The organism is Acidimicrobiales bacterium (assembly GCA_035316325.1).
In the GTDB taxonomy this organism is placed as follows: Bacteria; Actinomycetota; Acidimicrobiia; order Acidimicrobiales; family VFJN01; genus DASXTK01.
Genome location: DATHJB010000175.1, coordinates 32381 through 48295, shown reverse-complemented (window position 1 = coordinate 48295; position 15915 = coordinate 32381). Strand labels below are relative to the sequence as shown.

Below are 15915 nucleotides of genomic sequence, written 5' to 3'. Positions count from 1 at the left end.
ACTTCTTCTGCTTCGCGGGCTTGTCGGGGCTGATGCCCACCACCTTGGTGTCACCGATGTCGCCGAGGATGTCCCGCAACCCGCACGCCTGCGCGGTACACCCCGGCGTGTCGGCCTTGGGATAGAAGTAGACGAGCGTGGTGGCGCCGGCGGCGGACAGGGTGAAGGGGTTGCCGTCCTGGTCGAGCAGGGTGAAATCGGGGGCTTTGTCTCCGGTCTTGGGCATGCGCCGACCTTACCGGGCGCCAGCATTGCCAGTACGCCAAACTCACCGCTTTTCAGACCTCTTAGGAAATTTTCCGTAAGTTCTGCGTTTCTCGCTATTTTTCGAACGCCAGCTCGCCCGAGTTCTCCCGCCTCGGAATGACGCGCCTCTTCCTAAAGAACCGCTGGTCTGGTGCGATGGAGGTGAGCGAGCGGAGGCGGAACGATGGCTACACCGCGCGGCACAGGTTCGTCTCGACTACCCGAGCGTCTCGCACGCCTTCGCGCCCGGGCTGCAGAGATGCAGGCGATCCGCGAGTCCCAGACGAGCTGCCAGCACACCCGAGCCCCAGTCGAGATTGTCCAAGTCTTCGCGAACGGCTCTCGGCATCTGTATCGAGGCTGCGCCGAATGCGGCTACGCCGTCGAGCCCGGGCCAGTGGCTCGGCGAACGTTCCGCCGACGGACTTCCGATCGTGCTGGACGAACGAACCAGCCGGCCGCCTTGCGCTCGCTGCGGAGCCTTCGGGACCGAGCTGCATCACTTCGCACCTCGAGCCATCTTCGGCGGCGACGAAGCTGAGATGTGGCCCACCGCATGGCTGTGCCCCGACTGCCACGACTACTGGCATCGGATGATGAAAGGCGCCGAGTAGCTCCACAACGGTTGTCGGCCCACCGTCCGGCGGATGTCCTTCATCAGCAGAACGAGATGGAGCGGATCGGTCGGGCTCTCCTCGAACTCGGGAAGCAGGTGGAGGTAGAACTCCCTGGCCTCAGGAGACTCCGCGTGGACGAGCAGGCCCCGACAGCCGATGTCCTCTGACAGCCCAACGAGGCGGGCGAACACGACTTGAAGCAGGCCGACACCCAGACCCTGGCCCTCGTGACGGACGTCGACACCGAGACGGGCCAGCAGCGCCACAGGCTGGGGATAGCGACCGGCACCTCGAGGGAGCCGAGCGGGAGCCGCGATCGTGGAGAGCTGCGCCATGCACCAGCCGTAGTACGCCACCACGACAGGGCTCTCGGCCTGGGCGACGACGAATACCCTCGTCGTTCCTGTACTCGCCGACTGACGGGCATGGCGCCGCAGCCAATCGGTCTGCTCCGAGGACTGGCATTCGAAGCCATCGAGCTCGTGGTGACCGGCGAGCAGTTCGGGCGCGCTGTAGCGCCCGGTCATTCAACGAAAGGTGAAGGACGATCCATCAAACGATGAAGCCCCGACAGCTCTCGCGCCGGCCGCGCGTTGATGGCATCCCATGCGTCGACTGCCTTGCTTCCAGATCGAAGCGATCTCGGTCCGCCAACACCGTCGCGCGGCCTCGACGGCATTGCTGACCACGAACTCGGTGACGTCGGTGTCGCTCGCCGCAACTGCACGATCGATCTCGACTCGACGACTCCGTCAATCGTCAGTTACTGCCGACGACGAGCAGCCGAGCGCCGCCGTTCTCGGCGATCGAGGATGCTGCAGTGTTCAGAATCGTGTCGAGCAGCTTGAGTCGCAACAGATCCGGTGTCGGAGGAAACGAGTTGAGTGCCGCTGTGTAGACCGACTCCCGAACGTGCGGCTGCACGATCACGACCTGGCTCGGATCGCTTGGCCGGCGCTTAAGCAGGGCATCTCGGAACGACTGTCGGCCGGAACAGCGTTCGCCATCGGCCCACGCTGCCCTCGCGGTGGTCAGCGTGGAGTCAATTCTTGTGAGTAGCCGCTGATGGTCCAGATAGAGAAGGTTCTTCGTAGCCTGGCCTGCGACCAGCTCGTAGGCAGAAGCCGAGATCCCGCGGCGATCGGATCTCGAGTGGGCCGCCTTGACATGGATCAGGCTGAGGACGCGCTCCTCATCGATGTGGAGGAAGTCGGCCATCTCTCCCGATCCGTCGTCACAAATGAGTACTCCGGATGAGAACGCCTTCGTGACCCACCCGAACAACGAGTCGTCGCTGTCGGTGCCGCAGAGGGCGTGAATTTCTGGCTCATTCGTCGCCGGCTTCTCCCGGCCTATATCGAAGGGTTCGATTGTCCGGAACTGCCAACCTCTGAAAGGCACTGCGTCGATCCGAGGCTGGTAGATCCGGTCGCCGTTGATCACGTGGCCTGACTCGTAGTAGATCCGCAAAGTTCCGAGATCGTCCAAGTGGTCCCGGAGATCCGGGAACGTGGAAGGGTCGCTGGTCGATTCCGTCCGGACATCGAGCTTGATCCGTCCGTCATACTCCTGCACGTTGATCCTGGCTCGGCCTGCTTCGTTGCCGTTGAGACCCAAGCCCACTGTGCAGTTCGGGCTGTCGGACCCGGTGACGCTGGTGATGCTCGAAGCGAGCGTCACCAGCTGTTGGTCCTCCGCCGTCGACGGATCCAGCAGGAGACCGGCGACGGGCACTATCACCTCGTAGGCGCCGCGAACGCCACTGAGATCATCGACGCTCTCCGCCAGCTGGCCGAACACTGCCTCGTCCCGGCCGGTCTCTTCGGTCTCGACTATGAGGTCGAGTACCTCGACGCATGCTTGAAGAAACGCGGTGAAGGAGCCGGCCTGCTTGTTCCAGACGACTGACTTCCTTGGCGTCGTGCCTGCGCTACCTGTCAGCGCCACGCGGTCGGGACTGTCAGCCAGCTCGGCGAGTCCCGCGTTCAAGGCGTAGGTGCTGTCCTGCTGCGACAACGTGTCGCGCAGGTCGATGCCGGTCGTTGTCTTCGTGTCCGGCTTCACCGATGAGCGATGGTGGACTCCCTCAAGCCAGAGACCCTTGGTCCGGCCAGCCAGAAATGCTTGCTGAAGGACCCACTCTGGCAGGAGCCGGAACGGTGCCAGGTCCTTCCGTATCCAGGCCTCGATCTGCCTGCGGAACTCGGTCCCCGAGATGGCGACATAGTCGCCTCGCCGAATGAGAACGATCAGCTCCGTGGACTGCTCTGGTGGTGCTGTGTCGTCGTCTTCGGGTCCGTGCCACCAGGAGGCAGGTCTGCGGTGGACGTACGAGAAGGCCTCGACCTCGTCGGGGGGATTTCCCTCTTCCAAGGTGACGATGTCGACGCCGTCGGCGACGACGGAACGGCTGTGATTTCCTCGTGCCTTCGAGGCGAGGCCCATGAGCCTTGACTTGATGACAGGTAGTGCCCTGGCTCGGTCACCGCCGTTGCACTTCACGATCTGCAATGAAATGTACGGCGCCAAGTGGGCCGCGTTGAGGACGGGTAGATCCGTCCGTGATTCCGCCATCGGTGCAACTTACTACGTAAGACGGTCATCAATAAGTGACCGCGCAGTAATAGCAAATCATGGCGGGACGACCCAGTGGTCGTGCTCCGGTGAGGTGCACCGCGGCTGCTTGGCCTTGCAGCCACATGCCCGCTGGTGACCGAAGCCGGGACAGCCGGTCGCCGGCAGACCGTTCGCCCGGCGCTCGTCGTCCCGGCGGGAGCGCGCCCTCGCCGACGACGCCTGGTACACGGCCCGACTGCTGGCCGGCGAGATGCTCGAGGACATCGAAGCGGTGTTCACCGATGAAGGCTTGTCGCTGTTCCCCCCGGTCGGCCGCCGAGCTGTCGATGGACTGCTCCGTGCCCGGACCACGAGGTGCCCTGCAAGCACATCGCAGCCGTGTCTACCTCCTGGACGAAGCGTTCGACGACGACCTGTTCACCATCCTGGCGTGGCGAGGACGCGAGCGCGACGACCTGCTCGCCAACGTCGGGGCCGCCCGGACCGCCGAACCCCCGCTGCCGAGGCGGCCCCACCTCTGGAGGCCAGCCTGGACTCGTTCTTCACCCTGCAGGGCGCCCTCCCGGCCAGCAGCCCGGCGACCACCCCCAGCACCTCGCTGCTCGACCAGCCCCCACCCACCGGAACCATCCGCGGGCGAGCATTGATCGAGCTGCTGCGACCGGCCTACGTCGCGTTGGGTGTCGCCGGTGACAGCGACGCCACCCGACTCCCTGTCAGTGGTTGACGTCGGCGATGGCGATCTGCAGTTCGCCCGCGGCACGCAGCAGCTGGCGGTCACCGGCCACCAGCACGAGATCGGGATCGGCGACTGACTCCGCTGAGCCGAGGTGGACCGCGTCGTAGCCCCTCAGTGCCAACCGCTCCGCCAGCTCACCTGCACGGTGCACCACGTCCGCCCCGACCTCGACCAGGTCCAGGTCTCCGACCAGGACCTCGAGATCGGCAACCGCCCGACGCAGGCCGACGGCATCGATCCGGTCGGTCCGGTGCGCCTGCGCCAACGCGGCACGCGCCTCCGCGTAGGCCAGCCGTGAGGACACGACATGATCGGCCTCGTCCCACAGACGACCGGCGACACCGCTTCCCGCCTCCTCGACCACCAACGGGATCAGAGCCGACGTGTCGAAGTAGCAGATCAACGACGCTGCTCGGCCACGAGGTCACTCACAGTTCCCCGCGCCTTGACCCGCCTGGCAGGACGTGTCCTCTGCCGTCTCGCAGCGGGTGTGACCAGGCCCTCCGCGACCAGACGATCCAGCCTCCGCCCGCCCTCCACCGGCACGATCCTCGCCACCGCCGATCCCCGGTCGGTGATCACCAACTCGTCCCCACCACGCACCCGTTCGATGTAGCGGCTCAGATTGTCACGCAGGTCCCGTATCCCCACATCCATGGCACCCGATTGTAGCCACTTCAAGGGCCAGAAAGTGGCGTCAGTGGGCGGATCAGCGGTCGTCGTGGTGGGCCGGGTGGGGGCCGCGGGGGCGCGGTGCGCGGCCGGGGGGCTGGGTCGGGCGGTCCTTGCGGTCGATCGGTGGGATGGGCTGCCGTACGGCCTGGTTGCCGAGGTCGAGCGGGGCGCCGTGGGAGGTGATGGCGATCGGGGGGCCTTCGAGCAGCTCGTACGTGGCTTCGTCGCGGCGGGCGGTGACGGCGATGCGCCGTCCCCGGTACCGGATCCGGAACGCCAGGCGGGTGATCCCGGCCGGCAGCCGCGGGGCGAAGGTCAGCTGGTGGTTGCGGGCCCGCATCCCACCGAAGCCCGCCACCAACGCGGCCCACCCACCGGCGAGCGAGGCCATGTGCAGGCCGTCGCTGGTGTTGAGCCACACGTCGGCCAGGTCGACCAGGGCGGCCTCGCCCAGGTAGTCGTGGGCCAGCTCCATGTGTCCCAGCTCGGCGGCCATGATCGCCTGCGTCGGCGCCGACAGCGACGAGTCGCGCACGGTCAGTGCCTCGTAGTAGGTGAAGTCGCGGTCCTTCTGCTCGCGCGTGAAGGCGTGGCCGTGCAGGTGCAGCGCGAGGACCAGGTCGGCCTGCTTCACCACCTGCTTGCGGTACAGGTCGAAGTAGGGATGGTGCAGCAGCAGCGGGTAGTCGTCGGACCGCGTGTGGGCGAAGTCCCAGCGGGCGTGGTCGGTGAAGGCCTCGCTCTGCGGATGGACGCCGAGCCGCTCGTCGTAGGGGATGAGCATGGCGGCGGCGGCGTCGCGCCACGAGGCCATCTCCTCCTCGGTGACCCCGAGGCGCTCGGCCGCCGCCGACTGCCGGGCCGCGACGTCCGCCGCGACCGCCAGGTTCTGCTGGGCCACCAGGTTGGTGTACACGTTGTTGTCGGCGATGGCGCTGTACTCGTCGGGCCCGGTGACGCCGTCGATGCGGAACCACCCGTCGGCGTCGTGGTGGCCGAGGCTCCGCCACAAGCGTGCGGTCTGGATCAGGATCTCGGCGGCCACGTCCCGCTCGAAGTCGGCGTCGTCGGTGGCGTCGAGGTAGCGAACGATGGCGTCGGCGATGTCGCCGTTGATGTGGAAGGCGGCGGTGCCTGCGGGCCAGTAGGCCGACGACTCCCAGCCCCGCAGTGTCCGCCACGGAAACGTCGCGCCGTCGAGGCCCAGCTCGCGGGCCCGGTCCAGGGCCAGCGGCAGCGTGAGCAGCCGCCAGCGCAGCGCGTCGGCGGCCGCGGCGGGCTGGGTGTAGGTCAGCACCGGGAGGACGAAGGTCTCGGTGTCCCAGAAGGTGTGGCCGTCGTAGCCGGGCCCGGTGAGGCCCTTGGCCGGGATCGGCCTCTGCTCGGCCCGCGCCGCGGACTGGAGGATGTGGAACAGGCCGAACCGCACCGCCTGCTGCACCTCGGGGTCGCCGTCGAGCTCGACGTCGGCGCCGGCCCAGTACTCGTCGAGATAGGCCCGCTGCTCGGCGACCAGGCCGTCCCAGCCCGCGACGTGGGCGCCGGCCAAGGCGGCCACCACCTGGTCGAGCAGCGCCGGCCGGGTGCGTTGGCTCGACCAGCCGTAGGCGACGAACTTGACCAGTCGCAGCCGTTGACCGGGCTCGAGGCGGGTCGCCAGCGTGAGCCGGCAGACGTCGGGCTCGGTGGTCATCTCCTGATCGACGTCCTGGCTGTCGCACTCGACGAGGTGCCGCATGCCCGCGGCGACCCGCAGACCGCTCTGGCGGGTCTGATGGATCATCACGGCCCGGGTGCCATGCGCGGTGTGCTCCTCGCTGACCAGCGGGTGCGAGAGCGCCGCCGCGGCCCGGGGATCCTTGCTCTGCGGTGGCAGCTCCTCGTTGGCCACCAGCTCGGACTGGAGCACGATGCGCAGCGCCTTGTCGACCGGTTCGACCACGTAGCTGATGGCGGCCACGGCCCGGTGGGTCAGTGACACGAGGCGCGTCGACGAGATGCGCACCGAGTCACCGGCGGGCGACGTCCATTCCACCTGCCGGGACAGCGTCCCCGCTCGGAGGTCCAGCCGGCGCTCGTGCGAGCTCACGGTGCCGTAGCGGACGTCGAAGGGCTCGTCGTCGACCAGGAGGCGGATCAGCTTGCCGTTGGTCACGTTGATCACCGTCTGGCCGGATGCCGGGTAGCCGTAGCCGGCCTCGGCGTACGGCAGCGGCCGCAGCTCGTAGAAGGAGTTGAGGTACGTGCCCGGTAGGCCGTGGGGATCGCCCTCGTCGAGGTTGCCACGCAGGCCGATGTGGCCGTTGGACAGGGCGAACACCGACTCGCTGCGGGCCAGGCCGTCGAGATCGAGGCCGCGCTCGGTGACGGCCCAGGGCTCGACGGAGTAGCCGGCCGCCTCGCTCATGTGCCCTGGCCCTCGCCCTCGATCTGGCCCTCGTCCAGCAGTTCGCTCAGGTCCCGCACGACGACGTCGGCGCCGTGCCGTCGCAGCTCGTCGGCCTGACCGACCCGGTCGACCCCCACGACGACGGCGAAGCCTCCGGCCCGCCCGGCCTCGACGCCGGCCAGCGCGTCCTCGAACACCGCGGCGGACGCCGGCTCGGCACCCAGGGCTTCCGCGCCGGCGAGGAAGGTATCCGGTGCCGGCTTGCCCGCCAGGCCCCGTTCCTCGGCGACGAGGCCGTCGATGCGGGTGTCGAACAGGTCGGTGATGCCCACCGCCTCCAGGACCTGCCGGGTGTTGGCGCTCGACGACACCACGGCCGTCGACAGGCCGGCAGCCCGCGCCGCCCGGACATAGCGCACGGAGCCCTCGTAGATCTCGATCCTGCCCTGCGCCAGGCGAGCGAGGACGAGCGCCTGCTTGCGGTTTCCCAGGCCGTGGATCGTCCAGGTGTCGGGCGGGTCGTCGGGGCCACCCTCGGGCAGCTCGATGCCGCGCGACCTCAGGAACGCCCGGGTGCCGTCGAGCCGTGGGCGCCCGTCGACGTAGCGGCCGTAGTCGTCGTGGGCGTCGAAGGGCACGAACGGCGCACCGGTGCGCTCGGACCAGGCGCGGAGGAAGTCGTCGAACATCTCCTTCCACGCCGCCGCGTGCACGACGGCCGTCTTGGTGAGCACGCCGTCGAGATCGAAGAGGCATGCCCTGACCTGGGAAGGAAGGCCAAGCACCCGTCAGAGGCTAACGACGCGCAGCCGCCGCCCCGCGGACAGTCACCTCGCCGCCACGCACCCGACGCCCCGGAGTGTCAGGCCAGGCCGGCGCGGCGGAGCGCGTCCGCCATGGCGGTGTCGGGTCCCGACCCGCCGTCCCGGCTCTTGCCCCCGCCCCGACGTCGACCCTGACCCTGGTCACGGGCGCGGTCGCCACTGCCCTGGCCGCCCTGACGATCCTGGTCACGCGGGCTGCGACGCTCGTCCCGGCCCGATCGTCCGCCCTGGGCAGGATCGTCGTCCAGCCGGAGGGTCAGGGCGATGCGCTTGCGGGGCAGGTCCACGGCCAGCACCTTGACCCTGACGATGTCCCCCGGTTTGACCACGTCACGCGGGTCGGCCACATAGCGGTTCGACATGGCGGAGATGTGGACCAGCCCGTCCTGGTGGACGCCGACGTCGACGAAGGCGCCGAAGGCCGCCACGTTGGAGACCACGCCCTCCAGGATCATGCCGTCGCGGAGGTCCTGGAGGGTCTCGACACCCTCCTTGAACTCGGCGGTCTGGAAGGCCGGGCGCGGGTCGCGCCCCGGCTTCTCCAGCTCGGTGAGGATGTCGGTGACCGTCGGCAGGCCGAACGTCTCGTCCGTGAAGTCGCCGGGCTTCAGGCTGCGCAGCAGGGCCGTGTTGCCGATCAGTGCGGTGACGTCGCTGTCGCTGCGCTCCGCCATCCGCCGGACCACCGGGTAGGACTCCGGGTGGACGGCCGACGCGTCCAACGGGTCGTCGCCATCCCGGATGCGCAGGAAGCCGGCGCACTGCTCGAAGGCGGCGGGACCGATGCGGGGCACCTTCTTCAGCTGGGCGCGGCTCCGGAAGGGCCCGGTGCTGTCGCGGTGGGTGACGATGTTCTCGGCCACCGACGAGCTGATGCCCGAGACCCGGGCGAGCAGCGGCGCCGAGGCGGTGTTGACGTCGACGCCGACCGCGTTCACGCAGTCCTCGACGACCGCTTCCAGGGAGCGTGAGAGCTTGTGCTCGGCGATGTCGTGCTGGTACTGGCCCACCCCGATCGACCGGGGGTCGATCTTGACCAGCTCGGCCAGCGGGTCCTGCAGGCGGCGGGCGATGGAGACGGCGCCGCGCAACGAGACGTCCATGTCGGGGAGCTCCTGCGAGGCGAAGGCCGAGGCGGAGTAGACCGAGGCACCGGCTTCGGAGACGATGGTCTTGACCACCGTGCGGCCCGGCAGTCGGGCCACGAGGTCACCGGCCAGCTTGTCGGTCTCCCGGGACGCGGTGCCGTTGCCGATGGCCACCAGCTCCACGTCGTGGGCCTCCACCAACTTGGCCAGGGAGGCGAGGGCCTGATCCCACTGGCGCCGGGGAGCGTGCGGGTAGATGGTGTCGGTGGCCACCACCTTGCCGGTCGCGTCGACCACGGCCACCTTCACCCCGGTCCGGAGGCCGGGGTCGAGGCCCATGGTGGTCCGGGTCCCGGCCGGCGCCGCCAGCAGGAGGTCCCGCAGGTTGGACGCGAAGACCCCGACGGCACCGTCCTCGGCAGCGGCCCGCAAGCGGGACCGCAGGTCGATCTGCAGGTGGACCAGCACCCGCGTCCGCCAGGCCCACCGCACCGTCTCGACGAGCCACCCGTCGGCGGCCCGACCCCGATCGGCGACCCCGAAGCGGTGGGCGATGGCCTGCTCCGAGGGTGACAGGCCGGCGGCCCCCGACCCGTGGCCGGCCCCGTCGTCGTGGTCGGGGTCCGGGACCAGGCTGAGGTCGAGGACCTTCTCCCCCTCCCCGCGCAGCAGCGCCAGCGTCCGGTGGGATGGCAGTTCCGTGAAGGCCTCGCCGAAGGAGAAGTAGTCGGAGTACTTGGCGCCGCGCTCCTCCTCGCCGTCGCGGGCCCGCGCCACCAGCCGGCCCTTCGTCCACATGCGCTCCCGCAGCTCGCCGAGGAGGTCGGCGTCCTCGGCGAAGCGCTCGGTGAGGATGGCCCGGGCGCCTTGCAGGGCAGCATCGGCGTCGGCGACGCCCTTGCCCTCGTCGACGTAGCCGGCCGCGGCGGCCTGGGGTTCCGTGCCCGGTTCGGTGAGCAGCAGGTCGGCCAGCGGCGCCAGGCCGGCCTCGCGGGCGATCTGCGCCTTGGTCCGGCGCTTGGGCTTGTACGGGAGGTAGATGTCCTCCAGCCGGGCCTTGGTCTCGGCAGCCAGGACCTTGGCTTCCAGCTCGGCGTCGAGCTTGCCCTGCTCCCGGATCGACTCGAGGATCGTCGCGCGGCGGTCCTCGAGCTCGCGCAGGTAGCCCAGGCGCTCTTCCAGGTTGCGGAGCTGGGTGTCGTCGAGCCCGCCGGTGGCTTCCTTGCGGTAGCGGGCGACGAACGGCACGGTGGCGCCCCCGTCGAGCAGGGCCACGGCCGCTTCCACCTGGCCGCTGCGGACGTCGAGCTCGTCGGCCAGGCGACGGTCGATCGAAGGGTTGACGTGCGTGGTCTTCACGATGTGTCAGGGCGGGCGTCCCGCCCCCGTCTCCTTCTCTACGACCGCCCCACCTGCAGAGCGCTGGGGCCGGCGCCGGCGCTGTACCAGCGGGCATTCTGGCATGCCGGAGCCGGGCACCCAGCGGCCGCCGGTGGCACTATCGGGGTGTGGCTGCGGAGTTGCAGGTCGGCTGTGCGATGTGGGCGCACAAGGGGTGGCAGGGGCGCTTCCTGCCCGACGGCCTCCGCCGCGCCGCCCAGCTCCCCGCCTACGCCACGTGGTGCACGGCGGTCGAGGGCAACACCACCGCCTACGGCCTGCCGGCGCCGGCCACGGTGGCAGCCTGGGCAGCCGAGACCCCGGCGGGCTTCCGGTTCCTCTTCAAGCTGCCGCAGCTGATCACCCACCAGCGCCGGCTCCGCAACGCCGAAGCCGACCTGCGGGAGGTGGTCGACCTGCTGGCACCGCTGGGCGGGCGGGCCGAGGTGCTGGCCGTCCAGCTCCCCGCCGGCTTCGGGCCCGGCGACCTGGGAGCGCTGGCCGCGTTCCTGGCCCGGGCACCGACGGCCCACCGCTACGCCGTCGAGGTGCGGCACCCGGCCTTCTTCGACGGCGGGCCCGCCGATCGGGCACTGGCCGGGCTGCTGGCCGACCGGGGCGCCGAGTGGACCACGTTCGACACCACCACCCTGTTCGCCCGCCCGCCCACCAGCGACGCCGAGCGGGAGGCCTGGGCCACCAAGCCCCGGTTGCCGCGCCGGACGGTGGCGATCGGGGACCGGCCGGTGGTCCGCTTCCTGGGGCGCGACGACATGGACGCCACCGTGGCGGGCTGGCAGCCATGGGTGCCGGTGGTCGCCGGCTGGCTGGCCGAGGGCCGCAGCCCGACGGTGTTCGTCCACACGCCCGACAACGACGAGGCCCTCGGCCTGGCCCGACGGTTCCACGACGACGTCCGGGCCGCAGCCACCGTCGAGGTCGTCCCGCTCCCGGAGCCCACGGTCGCCGCTCCCCCACCCACCCTCTTCTGACCGCCCCGCGCCCCGGCGATCAGCTCGGGACGGCGTCGCCGGTGTCGGGGTCGAAGAAGTAGAGGCGGCCCGGATCGATCGACAGGGTGAGGGGTTCGCCGACCGGGACCGGGACGTCGGTCGGCAGCCGCACGGTGAAGCGGGCCCGATCCTCCGGCAGGAGGAGCGCATCGTCGGCGGTGCTGGCCTCCACGGCCGCGCGGGTGGCATCGGTGTCGACGCGGGGCGCGGCCACGTCGAAGACGACGAAGCGCTCGTCACCGAGCTCCTCGACCACCTCGGGCGTGGCCTGCAGGGTGGGCCAGCCCCGGTCGGCCGCGGGGGTGAACCCCGTCGGTCGGATCCCGAGGATCACCTTGCGGTCGGCCTCGGCCAGGGGTGAGCCGGCGGGCAGGGGGACGGTCACCCCGGCGAACGAGACGACCCCGCGCTCGACGGCGGCGTCGACGAAGTTCATCGCCGGGGAGCCGATGAAGGCCGCCACGAACAGGTTGGTGGGATGCAGGTAGACCTCCTGGGGCCGGTCGCACTGCTGCAGCACGCCGTCGCGCAGCACGGCCACGCGCTGGCCCAGCGTCATCGCCTCGATCTGGTCGTGCGTGACGTAGACCGTCGTGACGCCGAGGCGCTTGTGCAGCAGCGACAGCTCGGCTCGCAGCGCCACCCGGAGCTTGGCGTCGAGGTTGGACAGCGGTTCGTCCATCAGGAACACCCGGGGCTCGCGCACGATGGCCCGGCCCATCGCCACCCGCTGGCGCTGCCCGCCCGACAGCGCCGCCGGCCGGCGGTCCAGGAGGTGCTCGAGCCCGAGGACCTCGGCGACCTCGGCGACGCGCCGGTTGCGCTGCTCCTTGGGCATCCGTCGCATGCGCAGCCCGAACGCCAGGTTCCGCCGCACCGACATCCGCGGGTACAGGGCGTAGCTCTGGAACACCATGGCCACGTCCCGGTGCTGCGGGAGCCGGTTGGTGACGTCGTCGTCGCCGATGTGTATGCGCCCGGACGACACCTCCTCGAGCCCGGCCACCAGGCGCAGCAGCGTCGACTTCCCGCAGCCCGAGGGGCCGACGAGCACCATGAACTCACCCGCCTCGACCTGCAGCGTCACGTCGCGGATGGCGTCGACCCCGCCCTTGAAGCGCTTGCCGACGCTCTCCAGCCGCACCCCCGCGGCCCGGGGCTCGGCGTCGCTCTCGGTCTCGGCTTCGGTCTCGCTCATCCCTTCAACGCTCCTGCCATCAGCCCGCGCATGAAGAACCGGCCCATCACCACGTAGACCGCCAGGGTGGGGAGGCTCGCCAGCAGCGCGGCGGCGACCGCCTCGTGGAACGGCACGACCTGGCTCCCCGCGATGTTGTTGAGCGCGATCGTCACCGGCCAGTCCTGGCGCGACGTCAGCACCAGGCCGAAGATGAAGTCGTTCCACGACGAGGTGAACTCCCAGATCATCGACACCGCGAACGCGGGGAGCGCCACCGGCAGGGCGACGAAGACGAAGGTGCGCAGCATCCCCGCCCCGTCGACCTGCGCGGCGTCGATCAGCTCGTCGGAGATCCCGCTGAAGTAGCTGCGGAAGATCAGCGTGGTGATCGGCAGGCCGTAGACGACGTGCACCAGGGTCAGGCCGCCGAGGTCGTGCATGTCGAGGTCGCTCATCAGCTGGTTCAGCGGGATCAGCACCGCCTGGTACGGGATGAACATGCCGAAGAGGATCAGCGGGAAGACGACGTCGGCGCCGGGGAAGCGCCACTTGGCGAGCACGAAGCCGTTGGCCGCGCCCAGGAACGACGCGATGATGCTGGCCGGGACCGCCATCATCACGCTGTTGCGGAACCCGTCCTCCATCTCCGGCCAGACCGTGCGGAACGTGTCGAGCGACAGCGAGTCCGGCAGCGCCCACATCTGCGACGGGCTCACCTCCGTCGGGTCCTTGAAGGCCGTCACGACCAGCACGTACACGGGGACGAGGAACATCCCGACCAGCGCCACCAGCGCCCCGTAGCGCAAGGTGGTGAACCACGGCGCCCAGCGCGAGCGGATCCGCCCGTCGGTCGGAGCGACGTCGGCCCCGTCGGCCGCGTCGGCCCCGTCGTCGACGGCCACCTCGGCCACCGTCATCGGCGCCGCTCCATCCGGATCGAGTACCAGATGTACGGGACGACCACGACGGAGATCCCCGCCACGAGCAGCGTGGCGATCGCGGCGCCCCGCGAGAAGTTGAGCCCGTCGAACGTGGTGAACCACATGTACAGGGCCGGCGTCTCGATCTTGCGGCTCTCGACGTCCATGGCGAACATCAGGTCGAACGTCTTCAGCGAGATGTGCGCCAGGATCACCACCGCGCTCATCACGACCGGCAGCAGCATCGGCCGCACCACGTGCCAGAAGACCCGAGGCTCGTTGGCCCCGTCGACCCGGGCGGCCTCGCGCAGGTCGTCCGACACGCCCCGGAGGCCGGCCAGGAACAGGGCCATCACGTAGCCCGACAGTGCCCAGCCCGCCGGCAGGGCGATGGCCGCGGGCGCCCAGGTCCCGCGGGACTTGAACCAGTCGTTGGCCAGGAAGTCCAGGCCCACCTGGCCGAAGAGCTTGTTGAGGCCGGTCTCCTGCGCGCCACCGGCGTTGTTGAGCAGCCAACGCCAGATGATCGCGGTGGCGATGAACGAGATCGCCATGGGGAACAGGAACACGCCCCGGAAGAAGCCCTCGCCCCGGACGCCCCGCTCGATCAGCAGCGCCAGCAGGAAGCCGAGCAGCAGCGTGCCGACCACGAACACCGCGGTGAACACCAGCACGTTCTCCACGTCGTCGGTGAAGCGGGTGTCGTCCGGCAGGCGCTGGTAGTTGTCGGTGCCGGCGTAGGCGTAGTCGGGGCGCAGGCCCCGCCAGTCGCTCAACGACACCCTCAGGTTCCATCCCAGGAACCCGTAGACGAAGACCCCCAGCAGGATCAGCGAGGGCGAGACGAGCAACAGACCGGGCGCCCATCGACGTATCCGGTGCACGGCGCGCTGCCTCCCTCGCCCTCGCTTCCCTGGCCCTAGTTCTGGGTGTCCTCGTAGGCCTGCTTCACGGCCCCGGCGAACCCTTCGGCGTCACCGCTCTCGACGAACTCCTGCAGCGCCGAGTCGATCTCGGTCTTCCAGGCGTTGTCGGCGACCACGCCGTGGGCCAGCGAGCCGACGATCGTCGTGGACGGGTCGGTCCAGTCCTCGAACGGCACCTGCAGGTAGTCGGTGTAGAGCGACGGGTCGCCGTCGATCCGGGCCGGGATCGAGCCCTTCACCGGGTTGAAGGTGTCCTGCCCTTCCTTGGAGCCGGCCAGCTTGAGCCATTCGATGGCGGTCTCGCGGTGCGGGGCGTCCTGCGGCAGGGTGAAGGTGTCGGACAGGAAGTTGAAGACGCCGTCGGTGCCGGGCGACGTGGTGGCGCCGTAGTCGGTCTCCCAGGTGAGCTCCTTCTCGACCCGGAAGTAGGTGTCGGCCCAGTCGCCCATCACGTTGTAGGCGGCGTCGCCCTCGATGAGCGGGTCGATGGCGGGCTGCCAGTCGGCCGCGGCCGAGTCGAGGTTGGAGTGGCCGAGCACCTCGGTGAACATGTCCAGCGCGTCGACGACCTCGGCGGACTCCCAGTCGGTGGACACGTCCCACAGGCCGCTGTAGACGTCGGGGCCCAGCTCACCCAGGAGCACGTTCTCCAGGAGGTGCTGCTGCGTCCACGTGGGGCCCACCGTGAGCGGGATCTTGCCGGCGGCCTCGAGCGTGGTGGCCTGGGTCAGGAACTCGTCCCAGGTCGTCGGGGGAGCGGCGATGCCGACCTCGTCGAGGACGGCCGGGTTGTACCAGAGCACGTTGGACCGGTGGATGTTGACCGGCACCGAGTAGAGCTTGCCGTCGGACGTGATCAGGTCGAGCAGCTGCTCGGGGAACACATCCCGCCAGCCCTCGTCGTCGTAGAGGGAGTCGAGGTCCTCCACCTCGTCGGCCTCGATGTCGGCGACGAGCTCCTTGCCGGCGTGGCGCTGGTAGGAGTCGGGCGGGTTGTCGGCGAGCAGCCGGTTGGCCAGCTCGGCCTGGGCGTTGGTGCCCGCCCCGCCGGCGATGGCCGAGTCGACGATCTCGACGTCGGGGTTCTGGTCCGCGAACAGGGCGAGCAGAGCCTCCTTGCCTTCGGAGTCGCCGCCTCCCGTCCACCAGGAGAAGAACTCGAACTCGTTGCTGATGGCGGCGCTGCCACCGCTGTCATCGTCGTCGTCGCCGCAGGCTCCGAGTAGGAGCACTCCTACCACTGCGGTGGCGGCGATCGCACGTCCCCTCCGACCGAACCTCATCGGTGAGCCCCCCTGTCGCTGTCGCAATCTGATCCGGGGTGCGCGCGCTCTGGGAACG

14 protein-coding genes are annotated in these 15915 nt (G+C 69.8%); 2 read left to right on the top strand and 12 right to left on the bottom strand.

All coding sequences use genetic code 11. The features are described from left to right. The 3 genes from VK611_23860 to VK611_23850 all read right to left on the bottom strand — a co-directional run. Nucleotides 1–226 (bottom strand): redoxin domain-containing protein (locus tag VK611_23860; GenBank protein ID HMG44390.1); only part of this gene is annotated, 226 nt, incomplete at its 3' end. Nucleotides 227–826: 600 nt separating this feature from the next. After that, nucleotides 827–1390: a hypothetical protein gene (locus VK611_23855; protein HMG44389.1), complete on the bottom strand. Its 564-nt coding sequence runs from the start codon at nucleotides 1388–1390 to the stop codon at nucleotides 827–829. Nucleotides 1391–1622: 232 nt separating this feature from the next. Continuing rightward, complete coding sequence (locus VK611_23850; protein ID HMG44388.1) at nucleotides 1623–3437, bottom strand: hypothetical protein; 1815 nt, start codon at nucleotides 3435–3437, stop codon at nucleotides 1623–1625. Between the two features lie 433 nt (nucleotides 3438–3870). On the opposite strand from VK611_23850, the gene VK611_23845 reads away from it, so the two are divergent. Next, on the top strand, nucleotides 3871–4167 hold the full coding sequence (locus VK611_23845) for a hypothetical protein (GenBank protein HMG44387.1): 297 nt from the start codon (nucleotides 3871–3873) through the stop codon (nucleotides 4165–4167). On the opposite strand, the gene VK611_23840 is transcribed toward VK611_23845, so the two are convergent. The 5 genes from VK611_23840 to VK611_23820 form a co-directional block, all read right to left on the bottom strand. Further along, entirely contained in the window at nucleotides 4157–4582 is a 426-nt protein-coding gene (locus tag VK611_23840) for a type II toxin-antitoxin system VapC family toxin (GenBank protein ID HMG44386.1), read from the bottom strand. The two genes, VK611_23845 and VK611_23840, sit on opposite strands and share 11 nt — an antisense overlap. Next, the gene (locus tag VK611_23835; GenBank protein ID HMG44385.1) at nucleotides 4579–4836 is read right to left on the bottom strand and encodes a type II toxin-antitoxin system prevent-host-death family antitoxin; all 258 of its coding nucleotides are present in this window, start codon (nucleotides 4834–4836) and stop codon (nucleotides 4579–4581) included. The genes VK611_23840 and VK611_23835 overlap by 4 nt, the downstream gene beginning before the upstream one ends. 52 nt (nucleotides 4837–4888) lie before the next feature. Continuing rightward, complete coding sequence (locus VK611_23830) at nucleotides 4889–7261, bottom strand: glycosyl hydrolase family 65 protein (protein HMG44384.1); 2373 nt, start codon at nucleotides 7259–7261, stop codon at nucleotides 4889–4891. Continuing rightward, entirely contained in the window at nucleotides 7258–8028 is a 771-nt protein-coding gene (locus VK611_23825) for a beta-phosphoglucomutase family hydrolase (GenBank protein HMG44383.1), read from the bottom strand. Before VK611_23825 ends, VK611_23830 begins: the two co-directional genes overlap by 4 nt. A gap of 77 nt (nucleotides 8029–8105) precedes the next feature. After that, complete coding sequence (locus tag VK611_23820; protein ID HMG44382.1) at nucleotides 8106–10514, bottom strand: Tex family protein; 2409 nt, start codon at nucleotides 10512–10514, stop codon at nucleotides 8106–8108. A gap of 149 nt (nucleotides 10515–10663) precedes the next feature. On the opposite strand from VK611_23820, the gene VK611_23815 reads away from it, so the two are divergent. Then, nucleotides 10664–11527, top strand: a complete 864-nt coding sequence (locus VK611_23815; protein ID HMG44381.1) for a DUF72 domain-containing protein — start codon at nucleotides 10664–10666, stop codon at nucleotides 11525–11527. Between the two features lie 19 nt (nucleotides 11528–11546). On the opposite strand, the gene VK611_23810 is transcribed toward VK611_23815, so the two are convergent. The 4 genes from VK611_23810 to VK611_23795 all read right to left on the bottom strand — a co-directional run bounded on the left by VK611_23810 (nucleotide 11547) and on the right by VK611_23795 (nucleotide 15806). Then, nucleotides 11547–12746: an ABC transporter ATP-binding protein gene (locus VK611_23810; protein ID HMG44380.1), complete on the bottom strand. Its 1200-nt coding sequence runs from the start codon at nucleotides 12744–12746 to the stop codon at nucleotides 11547–11549. Continuing rightward, nucleotides 12743–13645, bottom strand: a complete 903-nt coding sequence (locus tag VK611_23805; protein ID HMG44379.1) for a carbohydrate ABC transporter permease — start codon at nucleotides 13643–13645, stop codon at nucleotides 12743–12745. Before VK611_23805 ends, VK611_23810 begins: the two co-directional genes overlap by 4 nt. Continuing rightward, nucleotides 13642–14499, bottom strand: coding sequence for a sugar ABC transporter permease (locus VK611_23800; GenBank protein HMG44378.1), 858 nt, complete (start codon nucleotides 14497–14499; stop codon nucleotides 13642–13644). Before VK611_23800 ends, VK611_23805 begins: the two co-directional genes overlap by 4 nt. Nucleotides 14500–14567: 68 nt before the next feature. Beyond that, nucleotides 14568–15806 carry an extracellular solute-binding protein gene (locus VK611_23795; GenBank protein ID HMG44377.1) on the bottom strand — a complete coding sequence of 413 codons (1239 nt, stop codon included), beginning with the start codon at nucleotides 15804–15806 and terminating at the stop codon, nucleotides 14568–14570. Nucleotides 15807–15915 lie beyond the last annotated feature (109 nt).